This window comes from Streptomyces sp. NPDC002513 (assembly GCF_053595355.1).
On record NZ_JBSFXK010000053.1, the window covers coordinates 17,011 to 32,791 of the forward strand.

A 15,781-nucleotide genomic window follows, 5' to 3' on the forward strand; every position below is an offset into this window, starting at 1 on the left:
GAACACGACGGAACGTACGACGTCGGCGCGGGTGCCGGAAAGGGTCCCGGCGATGACGAGAAGCCGCCACCGCTCCCTCAGGCAACAGTGGCCGCTTCTCCGGCTTCTCCCGCCATTTCTCCCGCCAGCAGCCGGCGGATGTCCCGCACGGCCGCGCGTCCCGCCCGGTTGGCGCCGATCGTGCTGGCCGACGGCCCGTATCCGACCAGGTGGATCCGCGGGTCGGAGACCGCGCGCGTGCCCTCTACCCGGATGCCGCCGCCCGGCCCACGCAGGCGCAGCGGGGCGAGATGGTCGATCGCCGCGCGGAAGCCGGTCGCCCACAGGATCACGTCGGCGTCCACATGCCGCCCGTCATCCCATTCCACGCCGTCCGGCACGATCCGGTCGAACATCGGCTGCCGGTCCAGGACGCCGTCCGCGATCGCCTGCCGGATCGCGTCGTTGAGCGCCAGCCCGGTCACCGACACCACACTGCGCGGCGGCAGCCCCTGCCGCACCCGCTCCTCCACGAGCGCGACGGCCGCCCGTCCCACCTCCTCGGTGAACGGACCTTCCCGGAACACCGGGGGACGCCGGGTCACCCAGGTGGTCGCGGCGGCACGGGGGGCGATCTCCATCAGATGCTGGGTACCGGACGCCCCGCCGCCGACGACAACCACCCGCTGCCCGGCGAACTCCTCCGGACCGGGGTACTGGGCCGTGTGCAACTGCCGTCCCCGGAAGGTCTCCTGGCCGGGGTAGTGCGGCCAGAAGGGCCGGTCCCAGGTCCCCGTCGCGTTGATCAGCGCCCGTGGCGCCCAGGTTCCGGCCGACGTCTCGACGAGCAGCCGCCCGCCCGTGCCCTCGCGCACGGCCCGGACGTCCACCGGCCGCCGTACGCGCAGGTCGAAGGTGCGCTCATAGCGGTCGAAGTACTCGGTGACGACCTCGGACGACGGTCGCGCCGGATCCGCGTCCGTCAGCTCCATACCGGGCAACGCGTGCATGCCGTGGACCTTGCCGAAGGTCAGCGAGGGCCAGCGGAACTGCCAGGCGCCGCCCGGACCCGGAGCGTGGTCGAACACCACGAAGTCACGATCGGGCTCGAAACCGGTGCGCCGCAGGTGATAGGCGCTGGACAGTCCGGCCTGACCAGCGCCTATGACGACCACGTCGACTTCGTGCACCCCGATGTTGTTCACCCTTCCACCAACCGTGCCGGGGGCGGGGTTCTTCCCGGACGTTCAGCGCCCGCTCGCGGATGATCGGCCGGTGCGGACCCGGTGACATGGGTGAGGATGAAGACATGTCTGATGCCTTCAGCACCCGCGTCCTGAATGTCGCCTCCGGTTCCCGTGAGACGGTCGTCGACCTCACCCGGGAGTGCGAGGAATTCCTGCGCGAGACGGCGGCGGGCCGGGACGGCCTTCTGAACGTCTTCGTACCGCACGCCACCGCCGGCGTGGCGATCATCGAAACCGGCTCCGGCAGCGACGACGACCTCCTCGCCGCGCTCCATACGCTGCTCCCGGCCGACGACCGCTGGCAGCACCGTCACGGCAGCCCCGGTCACGGCCGCGACCACGTCGTCCCGGCCTTCGTCCCGCCCCACGCGACCCTGCCGGTGGTCGGCGGTCGGCTCGAGCTCGGGACCTGGCAGTCGGTGTGCCTGGTGGACACCAACATCTCCAATGTCAACCGTCAGGTTCGGCTGAGCTTCCTGGCCTGATCGAGATCGCCCTGGGGGCGGCCGTCAGATCTCCGTTCCTCGCGTGCTCGAAACGGAGAAGATAGGGGAGGACCCCTCGCAGCCGACAGGACCCTCGGCAAGTCCCTGTCGTTGCAGTTCAGGAGGACAGGTCGTCCAGCAGCGGTATCGGTGCCTCCCGCTGGCCGTCGGCCAGCGACTGCTCGGCCCAGATGACCTTGCCCCGGGGCGTGTACCTCGTGCCCCAGCGCTGGGCGAACTGGGAGACGAGGAACAGTCCGCGCCCGCCCTCGTCCGTCATGGACGCCCGGCGCAGGTGCGGGGAGGTGCTGCTGCCGTCGGAGACTTCGCAGATCAGGGCGCGGTCGCGCAGCAGCCGCACCCGGACCGGCTCGGCACCGTAGCGGATGGCATTCGTGATCAGTTCGCTGAGGATCAGCTCGGCGGTGAAGCTGACCTCGTTCAGCCCCCACTCCTCCAACTGCCGGGTACACGCCGCCCTGACGGGGGCCACGGCAGCGGGGTCGAGGGCTACCTCCCAGTCCGCGACCTGCGCGGGATTCAGCAGCCGGGTGCGGGCCACCAGCAACGCGATGTCATCGCTGCGGTGTGCGGGCAGCATGGTGTCGAACACCGCCTGGCAGGTCTCCTCCGGGGAGCTGGTCGCCGCCTCGGCCAGGGCGGTGCGCAGAAGAGCCAAGCTGGTGTCGATATCGCGGTCGCGGCTTTCGATCAGCCCGTCGGTGTAGAGAACGAGCCGGCTTCCCTCGGCCAACTGCAGCTCGGAGGTCTCGAAGGGCAGACCACCCAGGCCCAGGGGCGGCGAAGCGGGCACGTCGGGAAAGGTCACCCTGCCGTCGGGGTGGACGAGGGCAGGTCCGGGGTGGCCGGCCCGAGCCAGATTGCAGTGGCCGGAGACCGGGTCGTAGACGGCGTACAGGCAGGTGGCTCCGGTGACGGATTCACCCTCACCCTCGGCCTCCTGGTCGAGGTCGGTCCGGGTGACCAGATCGTCCAAGTGCGCCAGGAGCTCGTCGGGGGAGAGGTCCAGGGCGGAGAAGTTGTGCACCGCGGTGCGCAGGCGCCCCATGGTGACGGCGGCGTGCAGCCCGTGCCCGACGACGTCCCCGACCACCAGAGCCACCCGGGCTCCGGACAGCGGGATCACGTCGAACCAGTCGCCGCCGACCCCGGCCTGCGCGGGCAGATAGCGGTGCGCCACCTCCACCGCCTCCTGCTCGGGCAGACCGTGGGGCAGCAGGCTGCGCTGCAGGGTGACGGCCATGGTGTGCTCGCGGGTGTAGCGGCGGGCGTTGTCGATGCACACCGCCGCGCGGATGACCAGCTCCTCGGCGATGGCCAGGTCGTCCTCCTCGAACGGCTCGGGATGCTCCGAGCGCCAGAAGGTGGCCAGGCCCAGGGTGACACCGCGGGCGTGCAGCGGGACGGCGATGAGGCAGTGGATCCCGCGGTCGAGCAGGCGCTGGAGCAGCTCCGGATCCTGCGCCTGCCACCTGGAGGAGTTGCGCAGGTCGGGCTCGAGGACCCCCTTGCCCGTCCTGAGGGCCAGGGCGTAGGGCGTGGGCCCGGGATAACGGATCAGCTCGCCCAGTGCGAAGACCGGCTCGTCCCGATGGGCTCCGCCGACGGCCGTACGGCGCAGCTCCAGCTTGCCGCTCTCCGGTTCGTCACCTCGGAGGACGGGCTCTGCCAGATCGACGGTGACCATGTCGGCGAAGCGCGGAGCCGCGAGCTCGGTCAGTTCCTCGGCGGTCCGTGTCACATCCAGGGTGGTGCCGATCCGCACGCTGGCGTCGTACAACAACTTCAGGCGCTCCCGTGCCACCTCGGCCTTGCCGGCGAGTGCGCGCAGCTCGGTGGTATCGCGAAGCGTCGCGACACTGCCGGTCCGGACTCCATCCAGTGTGGTGGGCCGTGTACTGACAGCCAGCAGGCGGTCCGCGGCCGGGTGGACCTCGTCGCTGACCAGGCGATCCAGAGTCAGCAGTTCGGCGGTGCCCGCGTCCAGGCCCAGCTCTGTGACGTGGCGTCCCTCAGCGTCGGCGGGCAGCTCGAGCAGGCGGCGGGCCTCGTCGTTGGCCAGCAGAAGTCGTCCATCGCCCCCGATGATGACCACGCCTTCCCGGATGGCGTGGAGGACCGCGTCATGGTGCTCGTACATGCGCGTCATCTCGGCAGGGCCCAGGCCGTGGGTCTGCCGCCACAGCCGCCTGCTCACCAGCACCGTTCCGCCCGTGGACAGGGCCAGCACAACGCCCGCGGAACCGAGCAGGACGGGCAACTGGCGCACCACCACGGCACTCACGTTCTGGACTGTGATCGCGACCGACACCCCGCCGAGGAAGGAGCCATCGGTGCCGGTGATGGGTGTTGCCGAGAGGACGGAAGGACCCTGAGTCGCCGTGAAGGTCGCCGTCAGGCTTTGGCCGGACAACTCCGCCTTCACGATTGGTTCAGGGCCGATGATGTGTTTCCCGATGAGGTTCGGGTCGGGGTGGGTGTAGCGGATTCCTTTCGCGCTGTACACCACGACGGCGTCGACACCGGACTGCTTACGCACCTCTTCCGCGAGCGGCTGCAGCACCGCGGTCGGATCGTGGCTCTTCAACGCAGCCACCATTCCGGGGGAGTGTGCGAACGACTCGGCGACGGCGAGTGACCGGTGGCGAGCGTCAGCCGCGCTCTGGCTCTTGGCCTGCAGCACCAGCGTCACCACTGCTACAGCGATCAGCAGCACCACGAGCGCCAGCTGCAGGAGCAGGACCTGACCGGCGACACTGCGTGAACGCAGCAAGGAGCCGAGACGCCTTCCCGGGGACGGGTGCGAGACGTCGAGCCGGATCGGAGTACCTTTCCTAGCCTTACGCTCTGAGCGGCTGAAAAATCGGGTCATGTCAATATTTTGCGCCCCATGGGCGAGGCGGCTCTTTTCTGCCGACGCGTGGGTACGTGGGGCTCGGGGCACGCACAGAAGCGATACCGGCAGTGCTTTCCGTCGCCCCGCGGGAAGCGGGCCGACCGGCCGCGTGCTGCCAGGGCCGATCCGGCCGAGGCCCTCGGGCAGCCCCGCCCGCAGGACTGCTCCAGGGGGCACATCACCGCAGATGACGTCGGAGTTCTGGCCGACTGGTCGGGGCCGGGGTGCCTCAGGCCGGCTTACGCCACACCGAGATGTGCTGCGTGGAGTCCTGGGTGAACGGCGCCCCGTCCCAGTCCGCGACGCGTCGTTCCAGCTCGAGCCCCGCGATCCGTGCCATCAGGTCGAGCTCCGCCGGCCACGCGTACCGGTGCCGGGAGCTGCCGCTGCGGTAGCGGCCGTCTTCGCCGTCGCGGGTGAAGTGGTGCGAGACGAGAATCTGCTCGACCAGGTCGAAGGTGTCGAAGCCGAGATGCCGCTCGGAGACGTCGAACGGCACCGCGACCTGCCCGGGCGGCAGGAGCAGCAGCGGCGGCACACCCAGCTCGATGACGAATCGCCCGCCAGGCGCCAGATGACGTGCCGCATTGCGGAAACACTCGATCTGCTCGTCCTGCGTGAGCAGGTTCGAGATCGTGTTGTAGACGAGATAGACCAGGGTGAACTCCCCGGGGACGACGGTCGTGGCCATGTCTCCGACGGCGACCGGAAGGGTGTCCTCGTCGATCTTGCGCCGCAGGACCGCTGTCATGTGCTCGGACAGTTCGATGCCCACTACGGGCACGCCGCGTTGCCGGAGCGGGACGCCCACCCGTCCGGTTCCGATGGCGAACTCCAGTGCCCGGCCGTCGCCGGCGAGTTCGGTGAGGAAGGCGAGGGTCGGTCCGAGGACGGCGGCCGAGGACATCTCGGTCTCCTCGGCGTCGTAGCGGTCGGCGGTCGCACGGGTCCATAGCTCACTACTCGTCACGGGCCGCTACTCTGCCGGGCGCGGCGGGGAGCTGTCCACGTATTTAGCCAGGGAGCACGTCAACGTCCCGGCGCTCCCGCGTGCAGGCCGTCCATGACGAGGTCCAGCAACCGGGTGACCTGCGGTCGCCAGTCACCGCGGGGATCGATCTGCCAGAGCCCGGCGATGGCCAGGAGGAAGTCGTCCGTGGTGACTCCAGGGCGGATGGTGCCCGCTTCCTCGTTGGCGCGGAGCAGGAGTTCGGCCGCGGAGGTCAGCGGGGCGTGGCCCGGCTTCGCCGGGCTTTCCGGAGCGCTGGTCGCCTGGCGGATCGCGTCCGCCAGCCCGGCCTTGGCCATGGCGAACTCGGCGAAGCGGTCCATCCAGTCACGCAGTGCCCGGTCGGGTTCCCGGCTCCCGAGCAACTGGGCCGCACTGTCGGCGACCTGCTGCATCTCGTGGCGGTAGATCTCGAGGACGAGCGCCTCGCGATGGGGGAAGTTGCGGTAGAACGTGGCCTGCCCGACGCCCGCCTTCTTCGCGATCACGCTCAGCGGGGTGTCCGCGCAGCGCGTCAGCTCGGCCAGTGCCACCTCCAGGATGCGCTCGCGATTGCGTTGTGCGTCCGAGCGCTGGGGTGCGTGCTTCTTCTGCTGCACTCGTCCTCCTCCCAGGCTCCTGGCCGAACCCGGTCTTGCTAAGCGGACAGCTGTCCGCTAAGTTCTTGCTCTAACGGACAGCTGTCCGGTTGACTCCACCATAGCCGCGGACGCGGTCGGTGCGAACGGCGAGGGCCGCCGTCATGGTCACCCCTGCCGCGTATCGCGCGTGCTTTCCCCAGTGCATTCCCCTGTACAAGCGTCAGCTCACGTCCTGACTCCTCTGTCTGCCGGACCGCCCACCTCGAACGCCTTCCGGATCCCGGATATGCGAAAGAAGGCTGATCATGGCCCCAGCTCCCTCGTCGACGTACAGCGCCGTCACCTTGAACATCAACGGCGAGAAGCACCAGCTGACCGTCGACCACCGCACCACCCTGCTCGACGCCCTGCGTGAGCGTCTCGATCTGACCGGCACGAAGAAGGGCTGTGACCAGGGACAGTGCGGTGCGTGCACGGTCCTGATCGACGGGCGTCGAGCGGTTTCCTGTCTGCACCTCGCGGTGGCCGCCGAGGGGCGCGAGATCACCACCATCGAAGGCGTGGCCGAGGGTGAGCGGCTGCATCCGGTGCAGCAGGCGTTCCTCGACTTCGACGGCTACCAGTGCGGCTACTGCACTCCCGGGCAGATCTGCTCGGCCATCGCGGTGATCGAGGAACACGCGGCGGGCTGGCCCAGCGCCGTCACCGACGACGTACGGCCCGAAGCGGACCCGCCGCCACTGACGGCCGACGAGATCCGGGAGCGGATGAGCGGCAACCTGTGCCGCTGCGGCGCGTATGTGTCGATCGTCCAGGCCGTCGCCCGGGCTGCTGCCGTCCAGGCGGCGGGCGACGAGGCCACGGAGGCGATGGCATGAGGGAGTTCGGCTATCAGAGGGTGTCCGATGTCGCCGGTGCGGTCGCGCTGCTCGGTGCCGATCCGGACGCACGCTTCCTCGCCGGCGGCACCAACCTCGTCGACCTGATGAAGACCGGCGTCGAGCGGCCCGCCCGGCTCGTCGACGTGCGAGAACTACCCCTGGACCGAGTCGAGTCGACGCCGGAGGGCGGACTGCGCATGGGCGCGACCGTCACCAACAGCGACCTCGCGGCCCACCCCGAAGTCCGTCGGAACTACCCGGCGTTGGCGCAGGCGGTGCTGGCCGGCGCCTCCGGGCAACTGCGCAACATGGCCACGGTCGGCGGCAATCTGCTCCAGCGCACCCGTTGCGGCTACTTCACCGATGTGACCCGCCCCTGCAACAAGCGCCTTCCCGGCAGCGGCTGCCCCGCCGTCGAGGGTGAGCACCACAACCACGCCGTCCTCGGCGCTTCCGACCACTGCGTGGCCGTCCACCCCTCGGACATGGGTGTGGCGCTGACCGCCTTCGACGCCGTGGTCTCGTACGAAACCGCGGACGGGCCGGGCGAGTTGCCGCTCACCGAGTTCTATCTGCCCGTCGGTGACACCCCGCACCGGGAGACCGCGCTGCCGGCGGGTGCGCTGATCACCGGCGTCACGCTGCCGCCCGCCCCGGTCGCCGCCCGCTCCCGCTACCGCAAGGTGCGCGAGCGTGCCTCGTACGCGTTCGCGATCGGTTCGATCGCCGCCGCGCTCGACGTACGCGACGACGTCGTGCGCGAGGTGCGCCTGGCCTTCGGTGCGGTCGCATCCCGGCCGTGGCGGGCCCGGGCGGCCGAGCGGGTGCTCACCGGGGCACCGGCCGACCCCGAGACGTTCGCGGCCGCCGCGGACGCCGAACTGGCGGCGGCGAAGCCGCTGCCCCGCAACGGATACAAGGTCACGCTCATGCGCAATCTCGTGGTGGCCGTGCTGACCGAACTCGCCGAGGAGGCCGCCCGATGACCACCACCACGACCGGTACCACGACGGCGCGGGGCTCCGTCGGCACGGCGCACACCCGTGTGGAAGGCCGGGACAAGGTCACGGGAGCCGCCCGCTACGCGGGCGAGATCCCCTTCGCCGGGCTCGCCCACGGCTGGCTGGTCCTGTCCACCGTCGCCCGCGGCCGACTCCGCTCGGTCGAGACCGGCCCCGTCCTCGCGATGCCCGGCGTCCTCACCGTGCTGCACCACGAGAACGCCCCCCGCGTGGACAGCGACTTCATCGGCACGCTCGGGATCCGGCCGGACCCGGGCGTGGCCCTCTTCCAGCACGACCGGATACCGCACCTGGGCTGGCCGGTCGCGCTGGTCGTCGCCGAGACGTCCGAGCAGGCCAGAGAAGCCGCCGAAGCACTCGTGGTGCACTACGAGCGGGAACCCCACGACGTCGCCTTCTTCGCCGGACACCCGGACGCGTACCCGGTGGACGGTCATATGCCGGCGGTGGCGGAGAAGGGCGACCTGCAGGCCGCGCTCGCCGCCTCCACCGTCCTCGTGGACGCCGAGTACACCACCCCGGAAGAGCACCACAACCCGATGGAGCCGCACGCGGCGACGGCTCACTGGGACGGCGGCCGGCTCGAAGTCGTCGACTCCAACCAGGGCACCACCTGGGTCGCGGGCGACCTCGCGAAGTTGTTCTCGCTCGACCCGGCTGCGGTGCGGGTGCGGTCCGAGCACATCGGCGGAGGCTTCGGCAGCAAGGGCGTCCGCGCCCATCAGGTGGCCGCCGTGATGGCAGCGACCGCCCTCCAGCGCCCGGTCCGGGTCGTCATGACCCGCCGTCAGATGTTCTCCCTGGCCGGTTACCGCAGTCCCACGACACAGCGGGTCAGGCTCGGCGCCGACGCCGACGGGCGGCTGCGCGCGCTGGAACACCGCTGTCTGAACCTCACCTCCACCGTGTACGAATTCGTCGAGCCGGGCGCCGCTCCGGCCCGGGTGATGTACGACGCCGATGCCCATCACACGGCCAACCGGGTCGTACGGCTCGATGTGCCGACCCCGACCTGGATGCGGGCGCCGGGCGAGGCACCCGGATCGTTCGCGCTGGAGGCCGCGCTCGACGAACTCGCCGAGAAGTGCGGGATCGACCCGATCGAGCTGCGCGCACGCAACGAGCCCGACCGGGGCCCCGTGTCCGGACTGCCGTTCAGCAGCCGCAATCTGCTCGCCTGCTTCCACGAGGGTGCCCGCAGGTTCGGCTGGGCGGACCGGGATCCGCGTCCGGGCCGGCGCCGCGACGGGCGCTGGCTGCTCGGGACCGGCACCGCGGCCGCCTCGTTCCCGTCGGGGGCCGGACCGTCCACGGCGGCCCTCACGGCGGAACCGGACGGCACCTTCACCGTGCGCATCGCCGCCGCGGACATCGGAACGGGCGCGCGGACCGCGCTCACCCTGGTCGCCGCCGACGCGCTCGACGTGACGCCGGACCGGGTCCGGGTGCGGATCGGGGACAGCGACTTCGGACCGGCGATGATCGCCGGCGGTTCGATGGGCACCCGCTCCTGGGCCTGGGCCGTCCAGACCGCGGCCGGTGAGCTGCGGGAACGGCTCGCCCTCGGGGCGGACATCCCCCCGGAGGGGATCACGGTACGGTCCGACACCACCGCCGTCCTCAAGTCCCTCGCACGCAAGGAGCGGCACTCGTTCGGGGCGCAGTTCGCCGAGGTCGCAGTGGACGTCACCACCGGCGAGGTGCGGGTGCGGCGCATGCTGGGCATCTTCGCGGCGGGCCGGATGGTCAACCCGCTCACCGCGCGCAGCCAGTTCGTCGGAGGCATGGTCTGGGGCATCTCCATGGCCCTGCACGAGGAGGCGGTGCGGGACCAGGACTCGGGCGGCCACGTGGGTGCCGACCTCGCTGGCTATCACGTCGCCACGCACGCGGACGTGCCGCTCATCGAGGCGGACTGGATCGACGACCCGGACCCGGACGACCCGGTCGGGATCAAGGGCGTCGGCGAGATCGGCATCGTGGGCGCCGCGGCGGCGATCGCCAACGCGGTCTGGCACGCGACCGGCGTCCGTCACCGGAGCCTGCCCATCCGGCCCGATCGCGTCCTGTCGGGCGGCAGCGGAGCGACACATGCTTGACATCGCCGAGGAGCTGAACCGCTGGACTGCTCAGGGCCGGTCCTTCGCCGTGGCGACCGTCGTGGCCGTCGGCGGCAGCGCGCCGCGCGAACCCGGCGCCGCCCTCGCCGTCGACAGTGAGGGAACGGTCATCGGCTCGGTCTCCGGCGGCTGTGTCGAGGGTGCGGTGTACGAGTTGTGCCGACAGGCGCTGAGCGAGGGAGAGAGCGTCCTCGAACGGTTCGGCTACAGCGACGAGGACGCCTTCGCCGTCGGCCTGACCTGCGGCGGCGTCATCGACATCCTGGTCACCCCGGTCGATGCGCAGGCGCCCGCCACGGCGGTGGTCCACTCGGCGTTGGCGGCGGCCGTGCAAGGCGAGCCGGTGGCTCTCGCGCGGATCGTCCGGGGCCCGGCCGAACTCCTCGGCAGGGCCCTGCTGGTCCGCCCCGACGGATCCGTCGAAGGCGGCCTCGGGGGTCATCCGGAGCTGGACCGGACGGCGGCGGAGGAGGCCCGGGCCCTGCTGGACACCGGCCGCACCGGCACGGTCGACCTCTCCGAGGACGGATCGCACTGCCCCGGCGGTCTCACACTGCTGGTCGAGTCGAGCGTCCCCCGGCCCCGTATGATCGTCTTCGGCGCGATCGACTTCGCCGCGGCGCTGGTGCGGGTGGGCACGTTCCTCGGCTACCACGTGACCGTGTGCGACGCCCGCCCCGTCTTCGCCACGCGAGCCCGTTTCCCCGAGGCCGACGACATCGTGGTGGACTGGCCGCACCGCTACCTCCAGCGCACCGCGACCGACGGGCGCACCGTCCTGTGCGTGCTCACCCACGACGCCAAGTTCGACATACCACTGTTGAAGGCCGCCCTGCGGATGCAGGTCGCCTACGTCGGCGCCATGGGGTCGCGCCGCACCCACGAGGACCGCACCCGGCGACTGCGTGAAGCAGGCGTGAGCGGGCGGGAGCTGGCCCGGCTGAGGTCGCCGATCGGCCTCGATCTCGGCGCGCGTACGCCCGAGGAGACCGCGCTGTCCATCGCGGCGGAGGTCGTGGCGGCCCGGCGAGGCGGCACCGGCGTCCCGCTGACCGGCTCGGGGACGCCGATCCACCGCGACAGCGACGGGCGCGGCAGCGCCGTGGCCGCCTGAGGCGCCGGGCGCTGGCGGCGCGACGTCGAGGGCGAGGAAAGCGAGAGGACTAGCATCAAAGGGGATTTGAGTGGAGAAGGAAGCCCCCTCATGGCCTCGCCACGATCAACGGTAGCAGTCAGTCCGGGATCAGGTCGCGCAGATTTCCCGGGGTGATGACCCGGGAGCCGGGAGGCAGTACCTCGGGCCGCTCCAGGCCGATGTAGGTGACCGGACCGTCCAGGACCGTCTCGCCGTCCCAGACCGTCACACGCGTGGCATCGTCGGCCATCAGGTCGGTGAGGTAGCGCACCGTCAGGGGAGCGCGCTCCATGACGCCGCGCAGCAGCGTCGCGACCGACACCCGGTGCTCCTCGACCCGGTTGGCCGACGGCTCGCCCTTGAGGTAGAGATGCAGCCATCGGGCGCGCCACCGGCCGTCACGGCCGCGGTGGAACGCCAGCGGCAGCGCGACCCGGCCGGGGCCGCGCAGCTCCGACTTCATGCGCACGGTGCGCGGCTCGAACGGTCGGCCTCGCTGTTCGGCGTCGCGCAGCATGAAGCCGAAGAACGACTCCTCCGTCTCCTCGAAGCCCTCACCCGTGTAGATGTGGACCTGCGGGACGATGAAGGTGCCGCGCACGGCGCCCAGCCGCAGATTGATGAACTCCGAGGCGCCGTCGGGGGCGTCGGTGATGTCGCCCGAGTGCTCGCCCTCGACGTCGGTGAGGCTGGTGTAGGACAGCCAGGAGCGGGTCGAGTAGTCGGAGTTCAGGGTCAGTGCCGACAGGTCGTAGTCGGTGCGGCGGGCCGTCTGCTTCCAGTGGACGAAGAAGCGCAGCAGCTCGCCGTCGACCGGGGAGACGGAACCGCGGGGCAGTACGCCGAGGCCGGACGTGGTCGCCCGGCCGCTCAGCGGGAGCGCGACCTCCAGCACATCGGGGTCGACCACCAGGTGGCCGGGGGCCGGGAGGCGCCGGCGTATCTCGGTGTCGAGGGCGGCTATCAGGCGGGTGCGCTCCGCAGCTCCCACGGCCGGCCGGGTGTCGGGGACGACCCGGGCGCGGCCGAGACGGTTGACGAAGAGCCGGCTCTTGCCGGTCTGCGCGGCGCGGTTGTGGAGGTGCTCCCGGACCGACAGCACCACCCGGCCGGAGACCAGGGGGGCGACCTGTTCGGCGGCGGCCATGACGGCGTCGCGTTCGGCCTGTGTGGCCGCCGTGCGCAGCAGGCGGTCCAGGGCGCGGAACAGCTTGCCGGGTGCGGACTTGAGCATCTCCGTCGCCGAGACGACGTCGCCCGTGTCGAGCAGCTCCTCGACCCGGCTGTCGAAGGACCGTGCGGTCTTGTCCCCCCGGGCGACGGCGAACACCTCGGCGGCATGCGGCCGGCCAGGGTACTCGTGCGGGTGGAGGCGTTCGCCGAGGCGCTTCCACGCCTCGCGGTGCGCCGCCACGTCGGCGAGCTTGGCCGGGGCCGTGGCGACCACGGTGTCGAGGCCGGCGAGCAGGGCGCGACGGACCGGGCGGGGCAGCGCGCGGAACCGCGTCGGTTCCCGCAGGGTCACGTCACCGCCCGAGAGCGCACAGGCCAGGCGGAGCACATCGGTGACGGTGTCCAGCAGGGGCTCCGCGCCCGCCGTGAGACGGGCCTGGTTGACGACGGCGCGGATCTCCCGGACCGGTATCGCGTCCGGCTGAGGGCCCTTGGTGCAGTGCTCGGCGAGTATCCGCAGGTCGTCCAGCTCGTCGTCGCCGAGCGGAGTGGGGCTGCCGGCCAGCGCCAGATACAGGGCCGTGACCTCGTCCGCCAGGTCGCCGCCCCGCCGCAGAACCGTCATGCGGTCGCCGGCCGCGGCGATCAGCTCGTCGTGGGCGGCGAGCATCTCGGCGTAGGTGTGGCGGTAGTTGCCGTAGGACGGGAGGGTGAGCAGGTCCAGGACACCGCTCTTCAGCTGGGCCATCGTGCGCTCGTGCGTGGTGTCGTCGTCGAGCGCCTCGGCGATGCGGCCCATCCAGAAGTCGAAGGTGTCGGGCACGTTGGCCGGGAAGTCGATGAAGTAGACGTTGTGCCGCACGTGGTCCCCGACCATCTCGCGGACGGTGGCCAGGGTACGCACGGCGGTGTCGACGACCGTGTCCTGGGAGAGCGTCGACAGGTGCTCCAGCAGGTCCGCCGAGAGTTTGAAGCCCACGGACATCAGCGCGGCGTCGAACTGCCGCGCTGCGACGTCGCCCGTCCCCGAGGGCCCCGTGGGGGCGGGGAGGCGGTGGGTGTGCCGGACGACCAGCGGTTCGAGACGGTGGATCACCGCCGCATGATTCCACGGCGGCGCGAGACGGTGCATTCGGGTTTTTCGTCCCCGGCCGCGCAGACGTCCCGGACCGCCCCTCTACGTTCCCGGCCGCACACACCCCGGACCGCCCCTCTACGTCCCAGTCCGCGCGCCCCCCGGTCGCCCGCATGCTCCCCGCCCGTCCACACGCCGGAGGCTGCCCATCGAGCGCGGGCGGATCGCTCATATGGGGGTGATGCGCCATGGGGGTGCTTCCTCGTCTTCCGGCGGGCGGGAGGGCCGGTCGGCGGCCTCGTCGAGGGCGTCGTCGAGGGAGGAGGCGGCCATGACGAGCGAGAGATGGGTGAAGGCCTGGGGGAAGTTGCCCAGTTGCTCGCCGCCGGGGCCGATCTCCTCGGCGAACAGGCCGACGTGGTTGGCGTAGGTCTGCATCTTCTCGAACGTGTAGCGCGCTTTGGCCAGTTGGCCCGAGCGGGTCAGGGCGTCGACGTAGAGGAAGGTGCACAGGCTGAAGGTGCCTTCCGCACCGCGCAGTCCGTCGGGGGAGGCGGCCGGGTCGTAGCGGTAGACCAGGCTGTCGGAGACCAGTCTGCGGTCGATGGCGTCCAGCGTGTTCAGCCAGCCCGGGCTCAGGGGGGCGAGGAAGCCCAGCCGGGGGATCAGGAGCAGCGACGCGTCCAGGACGTCGCTGTCGTAGTGCTGGACCAGCGCCTGTTCCTCCTTGTTCCAGCCGCGCTCCATGACCTGGTCGAGGATGGCGTCACGGGCGGCGGTCCACAGTGCGGTGTCCGCCGGCCGGCGCCACTCCTGGGCCAGCCGTAGACCGCAGTCGAACGCCACCCAGCACATCACGCGGCTGTAGGTGAAGTCCTTGCGCCCGCCGCGGGTTTCCCAGATGCCCTCGTCGGGCCGGTCCCAGGAGTCGGCTAGCCAGTCCAGGGTCCGGCTCAGTCCCTTCCAGCCGTGGTAGCCCACATGTGTGCCGATCTTGCGGCTCTCGGACAGCGCGTACAGGGCCTCGCCGTAGATGTCCAGCTGGAGCTGGTCGGCGGCGGCGTTGCCGGCCCGGACCGGTGAGGAGCCGTGATAGCCCTCCAGATGTCCGAGGATCTCCTCGGGCAGCCGGGGGTCCCCGTCCACCCGGTACATGATCTGGAGGGGTTCTCCGTCGGGCCCCGCCTGGTCGTGCAGCCGGTCTCCCAGCCAGTGGACGAAGGCGTTCGCCTCCTCGACGAAGCCGAGGTCGAGCAGGGCGCGCACGGACAGGGAACCGTCGCGGACCCAGGTGTAGCGGTAGTCCCAGTTGCGTTCCCCGCCGATCTGTTCCGGCAGGCCCATGGTGGCCGCGGCGATCGGGGCTCCGGTGGGGGCGTAGGTGAGCAGTTTCAGCGTGATGGCCGAGCGGTGCACCATGTCCGGCCAGCGTCCTCGGTAGCGGCAGGTGCGGACCCAGCGCTGCCAGAAGCCGATGGTCTGCCAGATCTCGCGGGACAGTTGCTCCTCGGTCGGCGGCGGGGGCGCGGATCCGCCCGGCTCGCAGACGGTGAGGACCGTGGCGGAGACCTGTCCTTCGGACAGGGTCACCTCCCCGATGACGTCCTGGCCGTCACGCCGCAGCGGAAAGGTGCTCTGCAGATGGGCGGTGATGCCCGGGGAGTGGAAGGACGCGGTGTCCTCCCGCAGTTCGAGGGTGTGTGCGGCCCGCGCGTAGTCGAAACGGGGACGGCACTCCAGGACGAAGCGGACCGTACCGCGCACGGTCCGCACGGCCCGGACCAGGGTGTGGCGGTCACTGGCCTGATGGGGTCGCTTGATCGGCATGCAGTCGATCACTTCGCCCACGCCGTCGGCCGACATGAACCGGCTCACCAGCACGGCGCTGTCCGGATAGTAGAGCTGCCGCCAGGTCCCGCCGTCCCCGCTCACTGGTGCCCACCGGAAGTAGCCCCCTCGGTCGTGGTCCAGCAGGGCCGCGAAGACACTGGGCGAGTCGAACCGCGGAGCGGCGAACCAGTCCACGACACCCTGCGCGGAGACCAGGGCGGCGGTCTGCAGATCGCCCACCAGCCCGTGATCGGCGATCGGCGGATAGCGATCCATGGTCCCAATGTGACTCATGAGGTGGCGGTGCGCACGGCGAGTCCGGCAGCG

General features: G+C 71.1%; 11 protein-coding genes. 5 read left to right on the forward strand and 6 right to left on the reverse strand.

What is annotated here, in order from left to right; genetic code table 11:
• Positions 1–77: 77 nt before the first annotated feature.
• Entirely contained in the window at positions 78–1,184 is a 1,107-nt protein-coding gene (locus ACWD5Q_RS27510) for an NAD(P)-binding domain-containing protein (RefSeq protein WP_451429737.1), read from the reverse strand.
• A 104-nt stretch (positions 1,185–1,288) separates the two neighbouring features.
• Here ACWD5Q_RS27510 and ACWD5Q_RS27515 point away from each other — a divergent pair, with 104 nt between their 5' ends.
• The gene (locus ACWD5Q_RS27515; RefSeq protein ID WP_451429738.1) at positions 1,289–1,711 is read left to right on the forward strand and encodes a secondary thiamine-phosphate synthase enzyme YjbQ; all 423 of its coding nucleotides are present in this window, start codon (positions 1,289–1,291) and stop codon (positions 1,709–1,711) included.
• A 118-nt stretch (positions 1,712–1,829) separates the two neighbouring features.
• Here ACWD5Q_RS27515 and ACWD5Q_RS27520 read toward each other — a convergent pair whose 3' ends face one another.
• The 3 genes from ACWD5Q_RS27520 to ACWD5Q_RS27530 all read right to left on the reverse strand — a co-directional run bounded on the left by ACWD5Q_RS27520 (position 1,830) and on the right by ACWD5Q_RS27530 (position 6,236).
• Entirely contained in the window at positions 1,830–4,505 is a 2,676-nt protein-coding gene (locus tag ACWD5Q_RS27520) for a SpoIIE family protein phosphatase (protein ID WP_451429739.1), read from the reverse strand.
• Positions 4,506–4,857: 352 nt separating this feature from the next.
• A complete protein-coding gene (locus ACWD5Q_RS27525) occupies positions 4,858–5,598 on the reverse strand; it encodes a class I SAM-dependent DNA methyltransferase (protein ID WP_451429740.1) in 741 nt (246 codons plus the stop codon).
• A 59-nt stretch (positions 5,599–5,657) separates the two neighbouring features.
• Positions 5,658–6,236 carry a TetR/AcrR family transcriptional regulator gene (locus tag ACWD5Q_RS27530; protein ID WP_451429741.1) on the reverse strand — a complete coding sequence of 193 codons (579 nt, stop codon included), beginning with the start codon at positions 6,234–6,236 and terminating at the stop codon, positions 5,658–5,660.
• 287 nt (positions 6,237–6,523) lie between these two features.
• Here ACWD5Q_RS27530 and ACWD5Q_RS27535 point away from each other — a divergent pair, with 287 nt between their 5' ends.
• The 4 genes from ACWD5Q_RS27535 to ACWD5Q_RS27550 are packed head-to-tail and all read left to right on the forward strand — an operon-like array spanning position 6,524 to position 11,355.
• Positions 6,524–7,096, forward strand: a complete 573-nt coding sequence (locus ACWD5Q_RS27535; RefSeq protein WP_451429742.1) for a 2Fe-2S iron-sulfur cluster-binding protein — start codon at positions 6,524–6,526, stop codon at positions 7,094–7,096.
• Complete coding sequence (locus ACWD5Q_RS27540) at positions 7,093–8,085, forward strand: FAD binding domain-containing protein (RefSeq protein ID WP_451429743.1); 993 nt, start codon at positions 7,093–7,095, stop codon at positions 8,083–8,085. Before ACWD5Q_RS27535 ends, ACWD5Q_RS27540 begins: the two co-directional genes overlap by 4 nt.
• Positions 8,082–10,220, forward strand: coding sequence for a xanthine dehydrogenase family protein molybdopterin-binding subunit (locus tag ACWD5Q_RS27545; RefSeq protein WP_451429744.1), 2,139 nt, complete (start codon positions 8,082–8,084; stop codon positions 10,218–10,220). Before ACWD5Q_RS27540 ends, ACWD5Q_RS27545 begins: the two co-directional genes overlap by 4 nt.
• Positions 10,213–11,355 carry an XdhC family protein gene (locus ACWD5Q_RS27550; RefSeq protein WP_451429745.1) on the forward strand — a complete coding sequence of 381 codons (1,143 nt, stop codon included), beginning with the start codon at positions 10,213–10,215 and terminating at the stop codon, positions 11,353–11,355. Before ACWD5Q_RS27545 ends, ACWD5Q_RS27550 begins: the two co-directional genes overlap by 8 nt.
• Before the next feature lie 118 nt (positions 11,356–11,473).
• Here the strand turns inward: ACWD5Q_RS27550 and ACWD5Q_RS27555 are convergent, their stop codons facing one another.
• Together ACWD5Q_RS27555 and ACWD5Q_RS27560 are read right to left on the reverse strand one after the other, a co-directional pair.
• Positions 11,474–13,645, reverse strand: a complete 2,172-nt coding sequence (locus ACWD5Q_RS27555; RefSeq protein ID WP_451429746.1) for a hypothetical protein — start codon at positions 13,643–13,645, stop codon at positions 11,474–11,476.
• 207 nt (positions 13,646–13,852) lie between these two features.
• Positions 13,853–15,730 (reverse strand): glycoside hydrolase family 15 protein, encoded by a 1,878-nt coding sequence (locus tag ACWD5Q_RS27560; protein ID WP_451429747.1) that lies wholly within the window; start codon positions 15,728–15,730, stop codon positions 13,853–13,855.
• Between the last annotated feature and the right edge of the window lie 51 nt (positions 15,731–15,781).